The following is an 18,553-nucleotide window of genomic DNA, read 5'->3' as shown; positions in this document are numbered from 1 at the left end:
TCACCAAAAGAGTTATGACCCATTTTCCTTCCAAGTTTCTGGCCCTTTTCGCGAGGGCGTTAACCAAGAACGAATTGAAAGGTTTTCGGACTCAGGATCCATCAATTTCGGCGCCTTCCCGGTTTCCCAGTGGCTTCGTGCCGAATCGTCTCCATCACCGCTGCGCGTCAGTCTCGGATTCTCACCGATGTTCCCTGCCACCAATTAATTAGGTGATACTCAATTCGCTTGCTAGCAAAGTAACACTTCCGTAGTGGGACGGCAAGCAAATCCATGTTTTGGCATTGTTTTGCCCAAGGATTTAGGACGAAAAGTGCCATTGTGTCATTTTTGGCTCGTAGACGAGCCAAAGTTGACTCAATAAATAAGTTTTTCGACTTCTGCAAAGGTTTCACACACCGTCAGGCCCTAGGGCGGGGCAAGACGGGCGACCATTATCACCAGAATGTTCAGCTGCGAAGATGAAACGAGGGCGCCACAGGAATCATCCGGTAGCGCCCTCGTCTTTTCAGCAAATAAAATGGTTACCCAGAAATATGCTGCGCCGTCTTGCGGCTAACAGGAGCTAAAGCTTCATATATCTCTAGATAGCGTTTGTGGTAGAACTCGTACTCGCTTGTGGCTTCAGGGTTTGGCTCGATCGAATCGGCCATAGTCACCATCGCCTTTGCAGCACTGCCAATATCATCGTGCAAGCCGGCACCTATTGACGCAAGAATCGAACATCCCATAAGCGGGCCCTCAGTGTTCTTCGGGAACAACATTGGAACGCCCGTCACGTCGGCATGCATTTGCATCCAGAATCTTGATTTCGTCGGGCCACCAGATACGACGACCTTTACCGGGTCGAATCCTTTTTCCCGGAATGTGTCGAAAATTGTCTTAGTTCCGTAACAAACAGACTCTAAGACTGCCCGATACAAATGACCTTCTCCGTGAGAAAGAGTCAACCCTGTAAACGCGCCACGAGAGTAGGGGTTAGAGAATGGCGAACGGTTGCCTTGGAAGTGATCGAGCGCGATTACACCATCACATCCGATAGGGATTTCTTTTGCCAACTCATTCAGGTAGTTATACAAACTGGCAGAGTCGTCACCGTGCTTGTGGGCCTCAACGGTGAACTTATGCGTAAACCAGTTATTCACAGAACCGGAAGAAATCTGGCCTGCCTCGACCGTGTACTGTCCAGGGATAATCGCATCAAAGTACGCTCCCCAAATCCCCTGGGAATAGATTGCCTGATCGGTCTGGCCAAGCATAACGTGTGAGGATCCTGTGATCAGAGCCAAAGATCCTTCATCCACAACGCCTAGACCAATAGCCCCAACGTGCGCATCGATGCCGCCCATAGTGACTGGTATTCCAGCTTTAAGGCCTAGTTCACTAGCTGCCTTGGAGCTAAGCTCGCCAACTACCTCGCCCATCTTCAAAACAGACGGAGGAAGTTTCCTTAACGCGTCAGGGATTCCTGCCTTTGCATAAAGGTTAGTAGGCCAACCCGACCAGTTGGAATCGTAGAAATACTTACAGGTAGCCGTACAAATCGACATCGCCCACTCTCCGGTGAGCTTGAAGTTCATCCAGTCAATACAGTCGGCGAATACCTCAGCCTTCTCGTATACCTCTGGCTCATTCTTGGAGAGCCACATCAGCTTCGGGATGCCCCATTCAGCGGAGACAGTCTGCATACCAGCGTACTTAAGTGCAGGATCGCCAGTATTCGTTAGCCTCTCTGCCTCGTCAGCTGCCCTAACATCCATCCAAAGCAATGCAGGCCTTAAGGGTTCGCCGTCCTTATCGCAGGCGACAACAGTGGCGGAAGTACCATCGACGGCGATACCGCAGATTTGTTCAGCCGAGACAGTTTCAAGCAATTCGGCCAACGAGCCTTTCAAGCCACCCCACCAGTCTTGAGGGTTTTGTTCAGCCCAAGCCGGCCTTGGTGTGTATGTCTCTACGGCAACTGAAGCCGTAGCGATCATTTCGCCCTCTGGGGTAACAGCAGCAACCCTTACTCCACCCGTTCCTACGTCTATGCCTAGTAATAATTGATCAGTCATTTTTTAACCTCGTTGTTAATAGATAATTGGTTTATTTTCCTAGAACCGCGCGAGAGCTAGACAGGCCGAGCCTATTGGCGCCAGCATTAATCATCTTTTCGGCTGTTTCTGCATCTCTAATTCCACCCGATGCTTTCACACCCATTTCTTTGCCGACCGTTTCGCGCATTAATTTCACAGCTTCTACGCTTGCGCCACCGGCTTTGTGGAAACCTGTAGAAGTTTTTACAAAATCCGCATTTGCTTTCTTAGCGCATTCACAAACTTCAACAATTTCCTCATCTGTTAATACAGCGGATTCAATAATGACTTTGAGAACTACATCGTTGGGCAAAGCATCACGCACCGCCTTAATGTCGGAAGTGACGTATTCCCAATCGTGTTCCTTGGCTTTTCCGACATTGATCACCATGTCGATTTCATTTGCGCCATTTTCGGCCGCTTTTTTAGCCTCAAGAGCCTTCACCTCGCTGATATGCGCTCCGCTGGGGAAGCCACATACAGCAGCGACTTTTAGCGTTTCCGGTACGGTAATTGGAAGCATACTGGGCGAAACACATACCGAATAAGTTCCAAGTTCGACGGCCTCATCGATAATTTTTTTTACATCTTCTGCGGTGGCTTCTGGCGCCAACAGAGTGTGGTCAATTAAATTTGCGGGTACTCCGGACATTATTACCTCTCAGATAAAACTTGTTTAGCCGTATTTTCGTCTGTGATTAAAGTGGTCATAAAACCACCCTTTAAAGCTGCACGAGTTATTGAAGCTTTATTCTCACCAACGGCTACAGCAATTGATTTTTTTATTTTCTTCAGCGCCTCCAAATCGACGCCTATCGTCCTGGATTCGAGTTCTTCGCTAACTATTTCCCCGACACCGTTAATGAAACGACCGAGGATATCCCCGACTCCGCCTTTTGCTCTTAGCCGAGTCACTTCATTTTTAGTAATGCACCCTGATTCGACTAAAACCGAATCGAACCTCAGCGCACCAAGAGAAAAAATAGCTACGTCTGCTTGACGCCCCATTCCTAGAACATCAGCAACCACAGGATCAGCGCGAAGAGCTGATGCAAGTGAAGGTTTTGAAACTACTGCAGGGCTGGGCAGCCCTCTAGCTTTCCCGTTTGATTTTTGCGCAAAGCCCAGTATCGTCTCCTGCACCGATTGAGCGGCCGATAAGGTGGCGACCCCTCCATTTAGTTGAACGATCATAGGGTCTACGGCCCAACCTTCTTCGAGTTGCTTTGCTACTCTCCACAAGGTTCTGCCCCATGAGACTCCAACTAATTGAGGCATCGGGCGTAAATTAGCTAGATACTTTGCAGTCTGGTTGGCTACGGCAGTTACGGTGTCGTCGAGCTTAAGACGATTTCTCACGACTATTGTTTCAGTAAGTGAAAACCGCTTAGCGAATTCTTTCTCAAGCTCTTCAACACGTGCGTAAGGATCAATGATCTCTATAGACACGTAGCCCTCTTCATAGGCTTCTTGCAGTAGACGCCGGACTGTCCACCTTGAACAGCCCAACGTCTCTGCAATGCGGGATGTTGATTCTCGCTCAAGAAAATAAAGCCTTCCAGCCTTCAAGACCTGCTCTCGGCGAAATTCGCTGGGAAGCTTCATAACTATTATTTACGAGTCTTTTCGGGCATGAAGATCACCTTGGAGCTGTGAATTTCACGGTTGTACATCTTCTTGATGGTTTCCGCCACAGCATCAAGTCCCAATTCGTGCGTAATCATGAATTCCCACTTGAGGTCTCCAGAGTGAAGCTTCTGCACCGTAGTTCGCCATTCGTGGCCAGGGAACGGAGCAGAGAAGGAGTTCCAGGATCCTAAGATTCCGCCTTCAAGTCTCATCAAGCGCGCCCAGCTTGCATCGGAAATAGTGATGTCTGCGTTCGGGATACCGATTAGGACTACTTCACCATGGCGCGCCATGACAGAAACTGCCAGGTCGGGCACAACTCGCGCTCCAGAGGTTTCGATGATGACGTCATAGCCACCGCCGATGTCACCTAGCTCCTTCCAATCGCTAACAGCCTTGTCAGCGCCTGCTTCCAGAGCTAGCGGAATCTTTTCCTTCGTAACGTCGATAGACACTACCTCTGAAGCACCCATCAGACGAGCCCATTGGATAGCAAACAGACCGATCGGGCCGCCACCACCAGAAACAGCAACACGAGATCCAATAGTAAGCTTCGTGCGAAGAATAGCGTGCAGCGCGATAGCTGCGGGATCAACCATGGCTGCCGCTCGCAGGTCCAGATCTTCAGGCACCTTCAGCAATAGATCTGCCGGCCCACAGACGTAATCTGCATAGGCACCGTCACGGCGCGAGCCATAGTAATCGTAGTCTTCACAAAGCGAGAAGTGGCCCTGCTGGCAAGGCCCACACTTGAAGCACGGAAGCATCGGTGGGACGGTCACATGATCTCCTGCTTTAACGGAAGTGACTCCTTCGCCAACCTCCTCTACGACAGCGGAAAATTCGTGGCCAGTAATTAGCGGAAGCTTGTGTGGGCCCTTCTTGTACATACGGTCAAGGTCTGAACCACAAACGCCACAAGCAGCGACCTTCAGTAGTGCCTCACCGGGACCGGGCTTCGGGGCTTCGACTTCTTCTAGCCTGATGTCGTCGACACCATGCATAACAACTGCGTTCATTTTCGACACGTTTTGTCCTCCTAAACGTTTCTGCAAGCTTCATTGCTTGTTCGTAACACGTTAGGCTCAGCGAATCGTTGTCCGCGTCGAATATGCGTAATCTGCACCGATGGTGCAAAAAGATTTATAGAAAAATTTGGCCTGCCGCTAGACGCGTTTGGCCAGCAAAATAAGTTTTTGGATTTCGTCGAAGTTGTCGCACACCGTCACGCCGTCGGGCGGGGCCGGACGGGCGACCATGATCACCGGAATGTTCAGCTTGGCAGCGGCGTCGAGTTTGGCAGCAGTGGCGTCGCCGCCGGAATCCTTGCTGACAATCGCTCGCACATTTTCGGTCTTCATCAGCTCGAGCTCGTCGTCGAGGCTGAACGGGCCGCGCCTAGCGAGCACCCGCCAGCCATCCGGGATCGGGTCGCCGCGCCACTCAGCAACTCTGGCCAGCGCGCGCGGCACGTCGTGATAGAACTTAACGGGCTGGCGGCCGACGGTGAGCAGCACCACCCCGTCGATCTTCGCCGCTTCGCGTGCGGCTTCCTCGTGACTCGAAACCCACGTCCACCCCATGGCATCTGGGCGCGCTAACCAGCCAGGCCGCGAATACCTAATCACGGGCACGCCAGTTGCGGCGCCTGCGGCAGCGGCATTCTTGGTCATCGTCTCGGCGAAGGGGTGGGTGGCGTCGACGATGACGGAAATGTGCTCGTCGCGCAGATAATCAGCCAGGCCCTCTGCACCACCGAAACCGCCGACGCGGTCGCCCTTTGCCGCCTTCGTGCGGCCGGCTACGGACTCGATGACCTCGGTTTCTGGCAATAAACGAAGCTGAGCGGCAAGCGAACGTGAGTCCGCGGTGCCGCCCAGCAACAGAATCTTCATGAACCGAATACTAGCCAGTAATCGCCTTCACCGATTCCCCGGCCGGCAGCGCGGCGTTAATCGCGCTGACCGAATCCTTCGCGTCCCCGAACAACATGTAGGTGTTGTCGTTGAAGAACAGCGGGTTCTCAACGCCGGCGTAACCCGGCTTCATGGAACGCTTGAAGACAATGACCTTCTTGGCGTCCCAAACCTTCAGCACAGGCATGCCGGAGATCGGCGAGCCTGGCTCCATGGCTGCGGGGTTGACGGTGTCGTTAGCGCCGATCACCAGTGCCACGTCGGTCTGGTCGAAGTCGTCGTTTACCTCGTCCATCTCGAACACGATGTCGTAGGGCACGTGGGCCTCGGCGAGGAGCACGTTCATGTGGCCGGGAAGGCGACCCGCGACGGGGTGAATCGCGAACTTCACGTCCACGCCCTTGTCGGTGAGCTTCTTGGCCAGTTCAGCAACCGGGTACTGTGCCTGGGCAACCGCCATACCGTACCCGGGAGCAATGGTGACGGTGGAGGCATCCTCGAGCTGACTGGCCAACTCGTCGACGGTGATCTCCTGGATCTCGCCCTGTTCACCGTCAGCCTTCTTGGCCGCAGCCTGCCCGAAACCACCAAGAATGACGGAAACGAACGAACGGTTCATTGCCTTGCACATGATGTAGCTGAGGATGGCACCGGAAGCACCAACCAGCGCGCCGGTGACGATCAGCACCGGAATACCCAGGCTGAAACCGCTGAACGCGGCCGCGAAACCGGAGTAGCTGTTCAGCATCGAGATGACGACCGGCATGTCCGCGCCGCCGATAGCAGCTACCAGGTGGAAGCCGAGGAACAGGCTCATGAGGGTCAGCAGAATTAGCGGCAGCCAAGCCAGGCCCGTAGTGGTGTTCTGGAACCAGACACCGCAGCCGATAATACCCACCAGCAGAGCCAGGTTAATCAGATTACGACCCGGCAGCGTCAATGGCTTGCTAGGCAGCTTCTCGGCAAGCTTGCCCCACGCCACGATCGAACCTGTGAACGTAACAGCGCCGATGAAGACGCCGATCCAAACCTCGGCCATGTGGAAGCCGAAGTTATCGATTGCCACACCGGCGTTGAGCATGTCGCGGTGCTCGATGAAGACGTTGAAGCCGATCAGCACGGCGGCCAGGCCGACGAACGAGTGCAGCTGAGCGATCAACTGCGGCATGCCCGTCATCTCGACCTTCATTGCCTTGATGACGCCGATGACCGCGCCAGCGATAACGGCGATCAGCAGCATGATGATCGGGGCTAAACCAAGACGTCCCATGAAGGCGGGCATGGTCTCGTGCCAGTTTTCGCTGTGCCAGCGCTCGGGCGCTGCGGCAGCGACGATCGTCGCGATGCAAGCCAAAAGCATACCGAGAACGCCGAACGCGTTGCCGCGCTTGGAGGTCTCGAACTTGCTTAAGCCGGCCAGCGCGAAAATGAATAGCAGGCCGGAAACAATAAATGTTGCGTTTACGAAATTAGCTAACATGTCAGCCCCTCTTGAACATCTTGAGCATGCGCTGGGTGACGGTGAAGCCACCGAAAATGTTGATCGAAGCAATCAACACTGCGAATGCGGCCAGGATCTTGACGACCCAGTTATCGTTTGCCAGCTGGGCGATCGCACCGACGATGATGATGCCCGAAATAGCGTTCGTCACGCTCATCAGCGGAGTGTGCAGCGCGCTCGTCACGTTCCAGACCACGTAGTAGCCGCAGACCAGGGCCAGCACGAAAATACTGAACAGCGAGACGAACGAGCCGGGCGCGAACGTCAACGCAGCGATGGCCAGCACGCTGAGCACACCGACGATCACCACGGAGAACCACCACGGTTTCGGCTGTTTGATTTCCTCAACCTCGGTGCTGTGCTCCGGTTCCTTCACCGGGGCGACGGGCGCCGCGGAAACCTGAATCGGGGGCGGCGGGAAGGTAATTTCTCCGTCGCGGGTCACCGTCATGTTGCGGATGACCTCGTCGGAGAAATCGATGACGAACTGGCCGTCCTTCTCGGGCGTGGTCAGCTTGAACAGATTAACGATGTTGGTGCCGTACAGCTGGCTAGACTGGCCGGGCAGACGGCTGGGCATGTCGGTGTAGCCGATGATCGTCACGCCGTTATCGGTGACGTATTTTTCGCCCGGGCGAGTCAGCTCGCAGTTGCCGCCGCCGAGGGCCGCCAGGTCGACGATAACCGATCCCGGCTTCATGGCCTCGACCATCTCGGCGGTGATCAGCTTCGGGCTGGGCTTGCCGGGGATGGCTGCCGTGGTGACGATGACGTCGGTGTCCGGGGCCTGCGACATGTACAGTTCCGCAGCGCGGGTGTTGTAGTCGTCGCTGGTTTCCTTTGCGTATCCGTCGGTGCTGACCGACTGGTCGTCCTCGCCGGAACGAACCTTGAGGAATGTCGCACCCATCGATTCCACCTGCTCGGCGGTCTCGGGGCGAACGTCAGTGGCGTAGACGTCGGCGCCCATCGAGTTGGCGGCGCCAATCGCGGCTAGACCCGCCACGCCAGTTCCGATGACGAAAACCTTGGCAGGCGGCACCTTGCCGGCTGCCGTCACCTGGCCGCCGAAAGTGCGGCCAAATTCGTAGGACGCCTCGACGATCGCGCGGTAACCCGAAATATTCGCCGTGGAGCTGAGCGCGTCCATCGACTGGGCGCGCGAAATTCGCGGCACCATGTCCATGGCGAGGCCCGTGATTTTGCGCTCGTTTAGCGCCTCCAGCAGCTTCGGATTTTGCCGCGGGGACAGGAACGTCACGAGGATGGAGCCCGCGGTCATCGCGTTCAGCTCCTCGAGGCTGGGCTGGTTAACTGCAATTACAATGTCGCTCGACCACGCCTGCCGTCCGTCACCGATCAATGCGCCTGCTTCTTCGTAGGCGTGGTCCGGCAGCGCAGCACGCTCTCCGGCGCCTGCCTCTACGAGAACCTCGTAGCCAAGCTTGACCAGTTGAGTAACGGTTTTAGGGGTGGCGGCAACTCTATTTTCGCCGGGCAATGATTCCCGGGGCACGCCAATTCTCATGCCCATTAGCCTATTGCATTTGTGCAAGGTTAGGCCGCGAGGTCCGCCGGTATTCCGTAACTTGCCTTCTCATAGGCCTGCGAGATGAAACCAGCGCGTCGCGATCTGCGGTCAATTGACTCTAGATACTACGCTGTGAATGACGCTTTTTGCTGATATTCAGGAGCCGCCATGTCTACCAACAGATCCACAGGGTATAACAACTGGGACAACGAGGAGACCCGCCATATTTGGCCGGACGACGACAAGACCTCGGCCTACCGATTGGACGACGAGCCCACCCGCGTGGTCGACTCGGGCAACGAGCCAACTCAGGTAGTCGGCAACAACGAAGCCACCCGCGCCATCTACAGCGACGAGCCCACCCAGGCATTCGAACCGCCGCACGAGCCCACCAGGGTAATGCCCGTGCAGGACTTCCAAGAAGCGACCTACGAGACGCCGAATGTTGACTACTACCCCACTCCTCAGCCCCAGCGCGAGCCGTTCGAGGACTACGTAGCAGAGAGGTTCGGCGATGAGAATCCGGCTCCTCGGCAGACTCAACCGGACGCATACGGCGAAGACTACGAGGTCGAGTCTGAACCACCCCGAAAGAACTTGTGGCGACGTTTCCTTCGGAATATGGGCGTAGGCATCGCGCTCAGCGCAATTTACGCGCTTTGCCTGTTCCTGGCGGCATCCCACAACGGCAACCTAGACACCACCTCGAGTTCGATCGTTGTCGGCGCGCTGACAGGTGTCGTGTGCACGATCGTTGCTAGCCTGCTGAACCTGCTGCTCAACGTGAACGGCAACATGCGCTCGTTCATCTCGTTCATCGGGCTGCTTTATGTGCTCGAGCAGTGGCTCAAGATCATCCAGACCCAGGGCTTCGGTTCCTTCCCGTTCGACGAACAGCTGACTGCCATGCTGCCCATCGGGCTGACCGTCTGCGGGCTAATCGGTGGCACCCTGGACAAACTCCTAGATCTTCTCGACACGGACCCGAACAGCAAGGTGGGCTTCGTCCTCCGCACGCTGTCGATCGTCTCTGGAATCGTCGCCATCTTTGCTGGCGTGACGGCGTTCTGCGCCTTCGGCACCCAGATCGGCGTCTACCTGACGCCGTGGGGCCAAAATTCGACGCTTCTGCCCTCCGCCGTAATGGTACTTGCGATAATTTCGGTCGGTTTGGCGCTGGCCCTGCCCAAGCTTTCGAAGATCATGAAGCTGCTGGGCTACGCCGCATTCCTGGGCTCGGTCGGCCTCGGGGTCTTCGCGATTCTGGGATACCAAACCAACCCGCTGCTCTCTCTGATTCTCAGCGCGATCAATTAGCCGAAAACAAAATTGGGGCCCAGGGCCCCAATTTTTTGTCTATCTTCAGGCTGGTTACTGGTCTGGAGCCAGGCGCCCCTTGTCCATCCGCCAGACGTTGTCGGCTGCGCGAACAGCCGCATCGTCGTGTGTGACGACCAGCACGCCCGTGCCCTGTTCGGCCTGCTCCTTTAGAACGCCCAAGACGATCTCGGTGCTTTCGGCGTCCAGGTCTCCGGTGGGCTCGTCGCAGATGAGCGCCTCGGGATGGTTCATCAGCGCGCGGGCCAGCCCGATCCTGCGCATTTCACCGCCGGACAGTTCCCTAGGGAACGCCTGAGAAAGCTCCGCGACGTCCACTTTCTCGAGCAGCTGAAGAGCACGATCGAAGAGTTTTTCATCGCGCTTTCGCCAGTCTTTGTCCATGACCGCCGGCAGGATGACGTTATCAAGCACGTTCAGGCTGCCAATGAGCGTCATGCGCTGCGGCACGAAGCCGAGGGTCCGGTTGCGCAGCTTCGAGAGATGCGCGTCCTTCAATTCGTGAACGTTTTTGCCCTCTACCGTGACCGTCCCGCTGGTGGGTTTGAGCAGCCCGGTGACGAGGTTCAAGAACGTCGTTTTACCGTTACCACTTCGCCCGACAATCGCAGTGAAATCGCCCTCGCCTAGGGTGAAGTTGACGTCGTCGACGGCAGCGAACGGTATCGCCCTGCGAACGAATTTCTTGGTCAGATTCCTTGTTTCTAAAAGCACGATCAGGCCCCCGCTCGCAGCGTCAGATAGGTCTCGCCGAGCATCATTCTGGCGGTGCTAACCGCGGACGAAATCATGCACGTCACCATCGCGAACGCGAGCACGCCGAGCGCAAGCACTATCACTTGCGCCGCGCCAACTTGGGCGTAGGGCATGCCGAAGCTGCGCCCGATTAGCGTGGAGAACGAGACGGTGGTCAACGCACCCAAACCGACTCCGATCACACCGCCGAGAAGCCCGATCAGCGAGGACTCCTCTGTGACCATGGAGACCAGGTTTCGACGCGTTGCGCCCAGAATCCTCAGCGTGGCGAATTCAGCCTTTCGGGAGTTCGCCGACGAGGCGAACACGGCGATCTGCACAATCAGCCCGATAACCCAGAAGAGAATCAGGAAGATCAGCACGTAGTTGGCGATCGAGTTGATGCTTGACTTCAGCTTGGACGTCAGCGAGACGCCCGATATCACGGACACGTCTTGAAGGTCCTTATGCTCGGTGACCTGCCGGGCCACCTCATCAAGGCTGTAGCCGTCCTGAACGTCTGCGAACACCGTCGACGCGGCACCCTCCGGCGCTTCTTGAGCTTCCTTCTCGCCCATCTGTGCCGCGTAAGAGGTGATCAGCTTGGCCGTGTTGGGGTTCACGAAGACCGAGTTATCCTTGTCGGTTCCGGTGCTGGCCAGTTTGGCCGCTACCGGCCATTCATGGTTGAAAAGTTTCAGCGTCTCGTCCTCGAAAGCCATGACGTTCGAACCGACGATGATCTTTCCGTCAGGCAGATTGCCGTCGTACTGTGTCTTGATCCAAGGCTCGATGATGAAGTCGGTCTTCGGATCAAACCCGACAATCTGCAGCTTAGAATCGCAGCAGCTTGCCTCCAGCGAAGAGATATAAAACTGCTGAGTTGCTCGCTTCACGCCTGGCATCTTCTGCACGGTGCTGAAGACGTCGTGCGAGAAATAGAAAGTGCTCGGCTCCCCTGCCGAGATAACAGCTTCCGCCTGGTGAAGAGACTGAGCGGGCACCAACATCAGGTCGGCACCGAGTCGTTGCCGCACGCTCTCCAGACCGGAATTCAGGTTCGTCAGCAGCAGAGAGCCGGCGAAAGTGCCGAAAGAAAGGATCGCGACGACAACGACGAGCATGGCGGTGCGGAACGGGTTGCGTTTCAGGTTCCGCGACGGCAAGGCGCCGACTGTGATGTGTGGTGTGTGAGGCACGGCTAGTTGCTCGCCTCGGTCTTGTTCAGCCCGTTAGTGCGGATGTCCGAGCCCACCGAGATCAGCGCAAAGATCATGAGCAGCACGCTAACCACGATCAGGAACGGCTGGGTGGTTGAGTGGCAGTGCATTTCGGGCATCTTGCACGGGCCGATCAGGAAGGTAGCGATGCCGATCTCGAGGCCACCGAGCAGGAATGCGGCGATAGTCAGGCCGATGCGCGCGCTCGCATTCAGCACCAACGCGAAGATTCCGAGCAGTGCGATGACGATGCCCACGCCGAGCGAGGCCTGTGCCATCCAGTGGCACTTCATCGGTTTGTCCATCACTTCGCAAACCTTGACGAAAGTCTGCGGGCCAATAGCGATCAGCAGCCCAAAAATGATTGACGGCAGAGCCGAAAACAATCTGCTTTTCATCGGTAAACCTTTCCCGTATTAGTAACGCTCGCGTTAGTTTAATAAGGCTACCCTAATTCATGCAAGGTTTTAGTAGATAAAAAGAACGCCCCGACCTGCCGAGGATACGCGTCTCGGCCGGTCGGGGCGGCTATTTAGTTAATCCTAGTTTTCGACGTCGTCATCAACCCAGTCAAAGGTCTTTGTGACGGCCTTCTTCCAGTTACGGAACAGGCGCTCATTTTCTTCGTGGTCAGCCTTCGGGGTCCAGCGCTTGGCCTCCTGCCAGTTGTCGATGACGTCCTGCTCGCCGTTCCAGAATCCGGTGGCGATGCCAGCCGCGTACGCAGCACCGAGCGCGGTGGTCTCTGCAACGACGGGGCAAACAACGTCCACATCGAGTTGGTCGGCCTGGAACTGCATGAGCAGATCGTTGTTGGTCATGCCGCCGTCGACGCGAAGCTCCTTCAGCTTCTTACCAGAGTCGGCCTCCATGGCCTCCAACACCTCGCGGGTCTGGTAGGCGGTGGCCTCCAGAACTGCGCGGGCGATGTGACCGCGGTTGACGTAACGGGTCAGGCCAGCAATCACGCCGCGAGCGTCGGAACGCCAGTACGGCGCAAACAGGCCGGAGAACGCCGGCACGAAGTAACAGCCACCGTTGTCCTCCACAGTGCTTGCCAACTTCTCAACCTCGGGGGCCGAATCGAACATGCGCAGGTTGTCGCGCAGCCACTGAACCAGCGAACCGGTAACGGCAATCGAACCTTCGAGCGCGTAGACCGGCTTCTGGTCACCAATCTTGTACAGGACGGTGGTGATCAAGCCGTTCTCCGACGGGGTCGGTTCGTTGCCGGTATTGATCAGCGTGAAGCAGCCGGTGCCATAGGTGTTCTTCGCCATGCCAGGAGTGAAACAGGCCTGGCCGAAGGTAGCCGCCTGCTGGTCACCCAAGATGCCCGCGATCGGAGTGTCGATCAGCAGGCTAGAGCGCATGCCGTAGCCATAAATCTCAGAGGAAGAACGAATCTCCGGAAGCATCTGCATTGGAATGTCGAAGAACTTGCACATTCCTTCGTCCCACTGCAGGGTCTTCAGGTCCATCAACATGGTTCGGGACGCGTTGGTCACATCGGTGACGTGCACGCCGCCATTGACGCCGCCGGTCAGGTTCCAGACCAGCCAGGTATCCGGAGTGCCGAATAGCAGGTCGCCGGCTTCGGCCTTCTCGCGTGCGCCCTCGACGTTGTTGAGGATCCACTCGATCTTGGTTGCGGACGGGTAAACCGAAATCGGCTCACCGGTGATCTCACGGAACTGGTCCTGCCCACCATCATCGATGAGCTCCTGGCAGCGCCTGGTTGCACGGGCATCCTGCCAGACGATCGCGTTGTAGACCGGCTCACCAGTGTTCTTATCCCAAACGATGGTGGTCTCGCGCTGGTTGGTGATGCCGACGCCAGCCAGCACGTGACGGTTGATGTCGGCCTTACCGAGAGCCTCACCAACCACCTCGCGGGTGTTGTGCCAGATTTCCACCGGATCGTGTTCCACCCAGCCAGCGTGCGGGTAGATCTGCTCGTGTTCCTTCTGTCCAACCGAAACGATGCGTCCACTGTGGTCAAAAACTATTGCTCGAGAGCTTGTCGTGCCCTGGTCAATAGCCAGAACATACTTCTTTTCAGTCACCGTGCCTCCTTGCAAGGTATCTTTCAAGTTTTGGCCCCAAGGGGAAAACTCACCCGCTGCCGTGCGGGCAAAAATAGCCTACCTTACAAAGCAAGTTCTGTACGTACGAACAAACGAACCAGGCTTAACGGATTTAAGGGAATTAAAATAAATAATTATTTTCTTATTTAATTAGGGCTACCTAATTAGGTAGCGAATATTCGAAATCGCTTTTCATTTCGACCCGTTTGTCATTACTTAGGTGGCACTAAATTGGTGAAACAATGTGCAGTTTTACGCGTGAATTATACCCTTTACCCCTTTTTTGGATTTAGCACCAGCCATCCCCTTTTTATGGGTGACACTATTTGTTAACAAATACAAAAAATACGAGGAAGTGTGATGAAAAAACTGCAAGCCGACGTTGTGGTTATCGGCGGCGGTTCTACCGGAGTTGGAGTTGTGCGCGACGTAGCCATGCGCGGTTACTCCACAATCCTGGTCGAACGTGCCGACCTTGGCCAGGGCACGACGTCACGATTCCACGGTCTTCTGCACTCCGGCGGACGCTACGTCGTCTCCGACCCAATCTCCGCACGCGAATGCGCCGAAGAAAATGCGATTTTGCGCAAGATCCAGGCCCACGCAGTAGAACCCACCGGTGGTTTCTTCGTCTCGCTGAAAGGCGACGACCCCGAATTCCCCGACAAGTTCGTCGCTGGCGCCGCGGAAGCAAACATGCCTTGCCAGGAGATCTCTCCCGAAGAGGCGCTGCGTCGCGAGCCCCGCCTGAACCCCAACCTGAACCGCGTCTTCGAAGTTGAAGATGGCTCGGTTGACGGCTGGCAGCTCGTTTGGACGGCGGCCAGATCCGCAGAAATGTACGGCGCAAAGATCTTGACTTACACCAAGGTCACCGGGCTGGAGAAGGAAGGCGACCGCGTTTCGGCCGTCATCGCCGAGGACCGCAAGACCGGCGAAACCATCAGCATCGAAACCGACTTCGTGCTCAACTGTGCAGGCCCATGGGCCGGCCAGATCGCCGACATGGCTGGCTGCCACCCCGTTGAGGTGATTCCCGGTCGCGGCATCATGATCGCCATGAACCACCGCCTGGTGAACACCGTCATCAACCGCTGCATCACCCCTGCAGACGGCGATATCCTGGTTCCGGCGCACACCGTTTCGATCATCGGCACCACCGACGTCAAAGTGGACGACCCGGACAAGCTCGAGATTCCCGAGAACGAGGTTCAGCAGATGCTGGACGCCGGCGAGGAACTCGTCCCCGGCTTCCGTCAGGCCCGCGCGGTCCACGCCTGGGTTGGCGCTCGCCCGCTGATCAAGGACGACCGAGTCGACTCCTCCGACACCCGCCACATGAGCCGCGGCATGGCCGTCCTCGACCACGAGCAGCGTGACGGCATCAAGGGCCTCATGACCATCGGCGGCGGAAAGCTAACCACCTACCGCCTGATGGCCGAGCACATCGTCGACGCCATGGAGCGCGTCACCGGAAACCAGCACCCCTGCCGCACCGCTGAAGAGCCGGTGCCGGGCAGCGAAGACAAGAGGCTGTACTCGGTGCGCCACCGCCTGGAGCACCGCGAGGAAAACTGGCAGGCAGACCAGGTGCTCTGTGAATGCGAGCAGATTTCCACCTCTGATCTCGAGCGCGAGATTCAGGAGGGCCCGGAAAACCCGTCGATGGACGACCTGCGTCGCAGGCTGCGCATCGGCATGGGCCCCTGCCAGGGTGGCATCTGCGCCAACCGCTTCGCAGGCGCAATTTGCAATAAGGGTTACGCGGACGCCGACGGGGCCACCGCGCTGCTGCAGCGTTTCCTGCGTAACCGCTGGATTGGTCTGTGGCCACTTATTTACGGACAGCAGGTCCGCCAAACCGCACTCGATTACTGGATGACTTCGGGCACGCTGGATGTTAACCATCTTCCTGCCCCTGAGAAGGTGGTGTTATGAGCCGCACAATTGTTATTGGTTCCGGGCTCGCCGGACTTTCCGCAGCGATTCGTCTGGCGGAGCAGGGCGTGCCGACCACGCTCGTCACGTTCGGCAACGGTGGCCTGCAGCTTTCGCAGGGCACCATCGATATTCTGGGTTACGCACCCGAGCGCGTCGACGATCCGATCGCCGCGATCGATTCACTTCCGGAGAAGCACCCGTACCGAATCCTGGGCGCGCAGGCCGTCGAGGAATCCACCAAGTGGATTGCCAACATCTTCGGCCCGGAGCTGATCGAGGGCGACCCGCACAGCAACTACTTGGTTCCTACCGCGATCGGCGCTCTTCGCCCGTCCGCCTACGTCATGCCCAGCATGGCTGCCGGTGACGCCCGCAAGGTGCGCAGCTACGCGGTTGTCGGCATCAAGCAGATTAAGGACTTCCAGACCTCGATGGTTGCCGGCAACATCGCCCGCACCGAAACCCCGGATGGCGGCAAGTACGTCACCTCCGAAGCCTTGATGAGCCTTGAGCCCCGTCCGGGCGAGAAGGATCCCACGTCCTACACCTACGCCAGGGCCATGAAGGACCCGCAGCTGGTTAGCGCATTCGCCGCAGAGTTGAAGCGCGTGGCGGGCGAGGGTGACGTCGTCCTGGTTCCCCCGGTCCTTTCTTACGCCGGAGTCGCCAAGCAGGTTTCTGAGCTGGTTGGCCGTCCGGTTGCCGAGTCGGTCATGCAGCCCCCGGCTGCGCCTGGTCGCCTGATGCAGGAGCACCTGGTTGCATATGCCAAGTCGCACGGTGTTCGTTACATGCTCGACGCCAAGGTCACCGGCCTGAACGCCGAGGGCGGCCGCGTCAAGAGCGTGAATGTCGAGCTGGCCGGTCACGAGCGGGTCATCGAGGCCGACGCTGTCATTTACGCACCGGGCGGTTTCGAGTCGGGCGCGCTGAACATGGATTCGCACCGAAACATCACCGAGACCGTGTTCGGCCTGCCGCTGAGCGAGCACAATGGCGAAGGCCTGATCACCCACAAGCAAGACGAGCCGCAGCCGCTGTTCGAAGTTGGTGTGCGCGTCGACGAGACGATGCGCGTGCTGGACGAATCCGGCAAGGCCGTTTACGACAATTTCTACGCCGCAGGCGGTTTGCTTGCCGGCGCACAGCGGTGGGACGAGAAGTCCGGCGACGGCATCGCCGTTGCTTCCGGAAAGCGCGCCGCTGAGCAGGTAGGAGAGAGCAAATGAGCAGAGCTGAGACCGCGCAGAAGATGCGCGAGAGGCTAAACAACGAGATCAGGCGTGCCAGCCTGGATAACTGCGTCAAGTGCAACATCTGTGAGGCCACTTGTCCGGTGCTCGAGGCCACCCCGCTGTTCGGCGGCCCGAAGTACTCCGGCCCGCAGGCAGAGCGCTACCGCGACGGCATTTCGGTGGACGACTCCATCGATTACTGCTCCAGCTGTGGCACCTGCTCGGTGGTTTGCCCGCAGGGCGTGCAGGTCTCCGAGATCATCTCGCTGGCCAAGGCTGTTCAGAAGGCGCAGAACGGTGTTCCTGTCCGCGACCGTCTGATCACCAATACCGTCCTGATGGGTCAGGTCATGACCCCGGTCGCCCCGATCGCTAACGCCGCGCTGAAGTTCAAGCCGCTGCGTAAGATCATGGAGGCCGTCGTTGGCATTCACGAGGATGCCCCGATGCCCACCGCTCAGACCCAGAGCCTGCAGGGCTGGTTGAAGAAACGCAAGGGCCCGGCTGTTAAGGGTTCGCGTGGCAAGGTCGTGTTCTTCCACGGCTGTGCCGGTGGCTATTTCGAGACCGAGGCCGTCAAGTGCGCGATCCAGGTTCTGGAGTACATCGGCTACGAGGTCATCGTTCCGAAGCAGGGTTGCTGTGGCCTTGCTCAGCAGTCTAACGGTCTTTACGAGGACGCCGAGAAGTCGGTCAAGAAGCTGGCCCGCCAGCTGCGCGACGCAGCAGGCATCACTCCTGACGACGGCGACGTGCCGATCATCTCCACCGCGGGTAGCTGTGGCGGAATGCTCAAGCACGAGGCTCGTAACTACCTTGGCATTCGCGATGACGAGGCCGTCAACAACGTTCGCGAGCGCGTCCGCGACGTCAGCGAGTTCCTGATGGAGCTCTACGACGCAGGCGAGGTCGAATTCGACTTCGAGCCGCTGAATATGAAGGTTCCCTACCACCAGCCGTGCCAGGTTCGCAGCCAGGGCATGGGCTCCCCCGCGGCCGACCTGATGCGCCTGATTCCGGGCCTCGAGGTCGTCGAGTCGGGACGCTCCTGCTGTGGCATCGCCGGCACCTACGGCCTGAAGAAGGAAAAGTTCGAGGTGGCCCAGAAGGTCGGTAAGCCGCTGTTTGACATGGTCCAGGAGACCGCTGTCGACTCCAAGATTGCCGTCTGTGACACCGAAACCTGCCGCTGGCAAATCCAGAAGGGCTCCGGCGTTAAGACGGTTCACCCGATCGTCCTGGTGCACAAGGCTCTCGGCCTTGGCTGGACAGCCGACGAGAACAAATAAGCATTAGATAGATAAATGCGGTGAGATCCACTTGGATCTCACCGCATTTA

15 protein-coding genes and 1 riboswitch are annotated in these 18,553 nt (G+C 57.4%); of the genes, 4 read left to right on the top strand and 11 right to left on the bottom strand.

Features of this window, described 5'->3' with window-relative positions; translation table 11 throughout:
• Positions 1–59: 59 nt before the first annotated feature.
• Positions 60–239: riboswitch (cobalamin riboswitch) on the bottom strand.
• Positions 240–524: 285 nt separating this feature from the next.
• From G556_RS0100135 to G556_RS0100105, 7 genes are all read right to left on the bottom strand, one after another.
• Positions 525–2,060, bottom strand: a complete 1,536-nt coding sequence (locus G556_RS0100135; RefSeq protein WP_028821313.1) for an FGGY-family carbohydrate kinase — start codon at positions 2,058–2,060, stop codon at positions 525–527.
• Positions 2,061–2,091: 31 nt separating this feature from the next.
• Positions 2,092–2,733, bottom strand: a complete 642-nt coding sequence (deoC, locus tag G556_RS0100130) for a deoxyribose-phosphate aldolase (RefSeq protein ID WP_028821312.1) — start codon at positions 2,731–2,733, stop codon at positions 2,092–2,094.
• A 2-nt stretch (positions 2,734–2,735) separates the two neighbouring features.
• Positions 2,736–3,530 carry a sugar-binding transcriptional regulator gene (locus tag G556_RS0100125; protein WP_162139736.1) on the bottom strand — a complete coding sequence of 265 codons (795 nt, stop codon included), beginning with the start codon at positions 3,528–3,530 and terminating at the stop codon, positions 2,736–2,738.
• A gap of 161 nt (positions 3,531–3,691) precedes the next feature.
• Positions 3,692–4,729 (bottom strand): galactitol-1-phosphate 5-dehydrogenase, encoded by a 1,038-nt coding sequence (locus G556_RS0100120; RefSeq protein ID WP_028821310.1) that lies wholly within the window; start codon positions 4,727–4,729, stop codon positions 3,692–3,694.
• 147 nt (positions 4,730–4,876) lie between these two features.
• Positions 4,877–5,605: a cobalt-precorrin-6A reductase gene (locus G556_RS09605; protein WP_036915298.1), complete on the bottom strand. Its 729-nt coding sequence runs from the start codon at positions 5,603–5,605 to the stop codon at positions 4,877–4,879.
• 10 nt (positions 5,606–5,615) lie between these two features.
• Entirely contained in the window at positions 5,616–7,106 is a 1,491-nt protein-coding gene (locus tag G556_RS0100110) for an NAD(P)(+) transhydrogenase (Re/Si-specific) subunit beta (RefSeq protein ID WP_028821309.1), read from the bottom strand.
• Between the two features lies 1 nt (position 7,107).
• Positions 7,108–8,655: a Re/Si-specific NAD(P)(+) transhydrogenase subunit alpha gene (locus G556_RS0100105; RefSeq protein WP_028821308.1), complete on the bottom strand. Its 1,548-nt coding sequence runs from the start codon at positions 8,653–8,655 to the stop codon at positions 7,108–7,110.
• 171 nt (positions 8,656–8,826) lie between these two features.
• On the opposite strand from G556_RS0100105, the gene G556_RS0100100 reads away from it, so the two are divergent.
• The gene (locus tag G556_RS0100100; RefSeq protein WP_028821307.1) at positions 8,827–9,975 is read left to right on the top strand and encodes a hypothetical protein; all 1,149 of its coding nucleotides are present in this window, start codon (positions 8,827–8,829) and stop codon (positions 9,973–9,975) included.
• Between the two features lie 54 nt (positions 9,976–10,029).
• Here G556_RS0100100 and G556_RS0100095 read toward each other — a convergent pair whose 3' ends face one another.
• From G556_RS0100095 to glpK, 4 genes are all read right to left on the bottom strand, one after another.
• Positions 10,030–10,710, bottom strand: coding sequence for an ABC transporter ATP-binding protein (locus G556_RS0100095; RefSeq protein WP_028821306.1), 681 nt, complete (start codon positions 10,708–10,710; stop codon positions 10,030–10,032).
• Positions 10,711–10,712: 2 nt separating this feature from the next.
• Positions 10,713–11,930, bottom strand: coding sequence for an FtsX-like permease family protein (locus tag G556_RS0100090; protein WP_028821305.1), 1,218 nt, complete (start codon positions 11,928–11,930; stop codon positions 10,713–10,715).
• Between the two features lie 2 nt (positions 11,931–11,932).
• Entirely contained in the window at positions 11,933–12,349 is a 417-nt protein-coding gene (locus G556_RS0100085) for a DUF4418 family protein (RefSeq protein WP_028821304.1), read from the bottom strand.
• 144 nt (positions 12,350–12,493) lie between these two features.
• Positions 12,494–14,017 carry a glycerol kinase GlpK gene (gene glpK / locus G556_RS0100080; RefSeq protein ID WP_028821303.1) on the bottom strand — a complete coding sequence of 508 codons (1,524 nt, stop codon included), beginning with the start codon at positions 14,015–14,017 and terminating at the stop codon, positions 12,494–12,496.
• A 381-nt stretch (positions 14,018–14,398) separates the two neighbouring features.
• Here glpK and glpA point away from each other — a divergent pair, with 381 nt between their 5' ends.
• The 3 genes from glpA to G556_RS0100065 are packed head-to-tail and all read left to right on the top strand — an operon-like array spanning position 14,399 to position 18,503.
• A complete protein-coding gene (glpA, locus tag G556_RS0100075; RefSeq protein WP_028821302.1) occupies positions 14,399–15,976 on the top strand; it encodes an anaerobic glycerol-3-phosphate dehydrogenase subunit GlpA in 1,578 nt (525 codons plus the stop codon).
• Entirely contained in the window at positions 15,973–17,208 is a 1,236-nt protein-coding gene (gene glpB / locus G556_RS0100070; protein ID WP_028821301.1) for a glycerol-3-phosphate dehydrogenase subunit GlpB, read from the top strand. The genes glpA and glpB overlap by 4 nt, the downstream gene beginning before the upstream one ends.
• A complete protein-coding gene (locus G556_RS0100065; protein ID WP_028821300.1) occupies positions 17,205–18,503 on the top strand; it encodes an anaerobic glycerol-3-phosphate dehydrogenase subunit C in 1,299 nt (432 codons plus the stop codon). The genes glpB and G556_RS0100065 overlap by 4 nt, the downstream gene beginning before the upstream one ends.
• Positions 18,504–18,553 lie beyond the last annotated feature (50 nt).

Source organism: Propionimicrobium lymphophilum DSM 4903, from assembly GCF_000423485.1.
Taxonomy (GTDB): Bacteria; Actinomycetota; Actinomycetes; order Propionibacteriales; family Propionibacteriaceae; genus Propionimicrobium; species Propionimicrobium lymphophilum.
The sequence above is the reverse complement of the archived record's forward strand: the minus strand, read 5'-3'. Positions and strand labels throughout refer to the sequence as shown.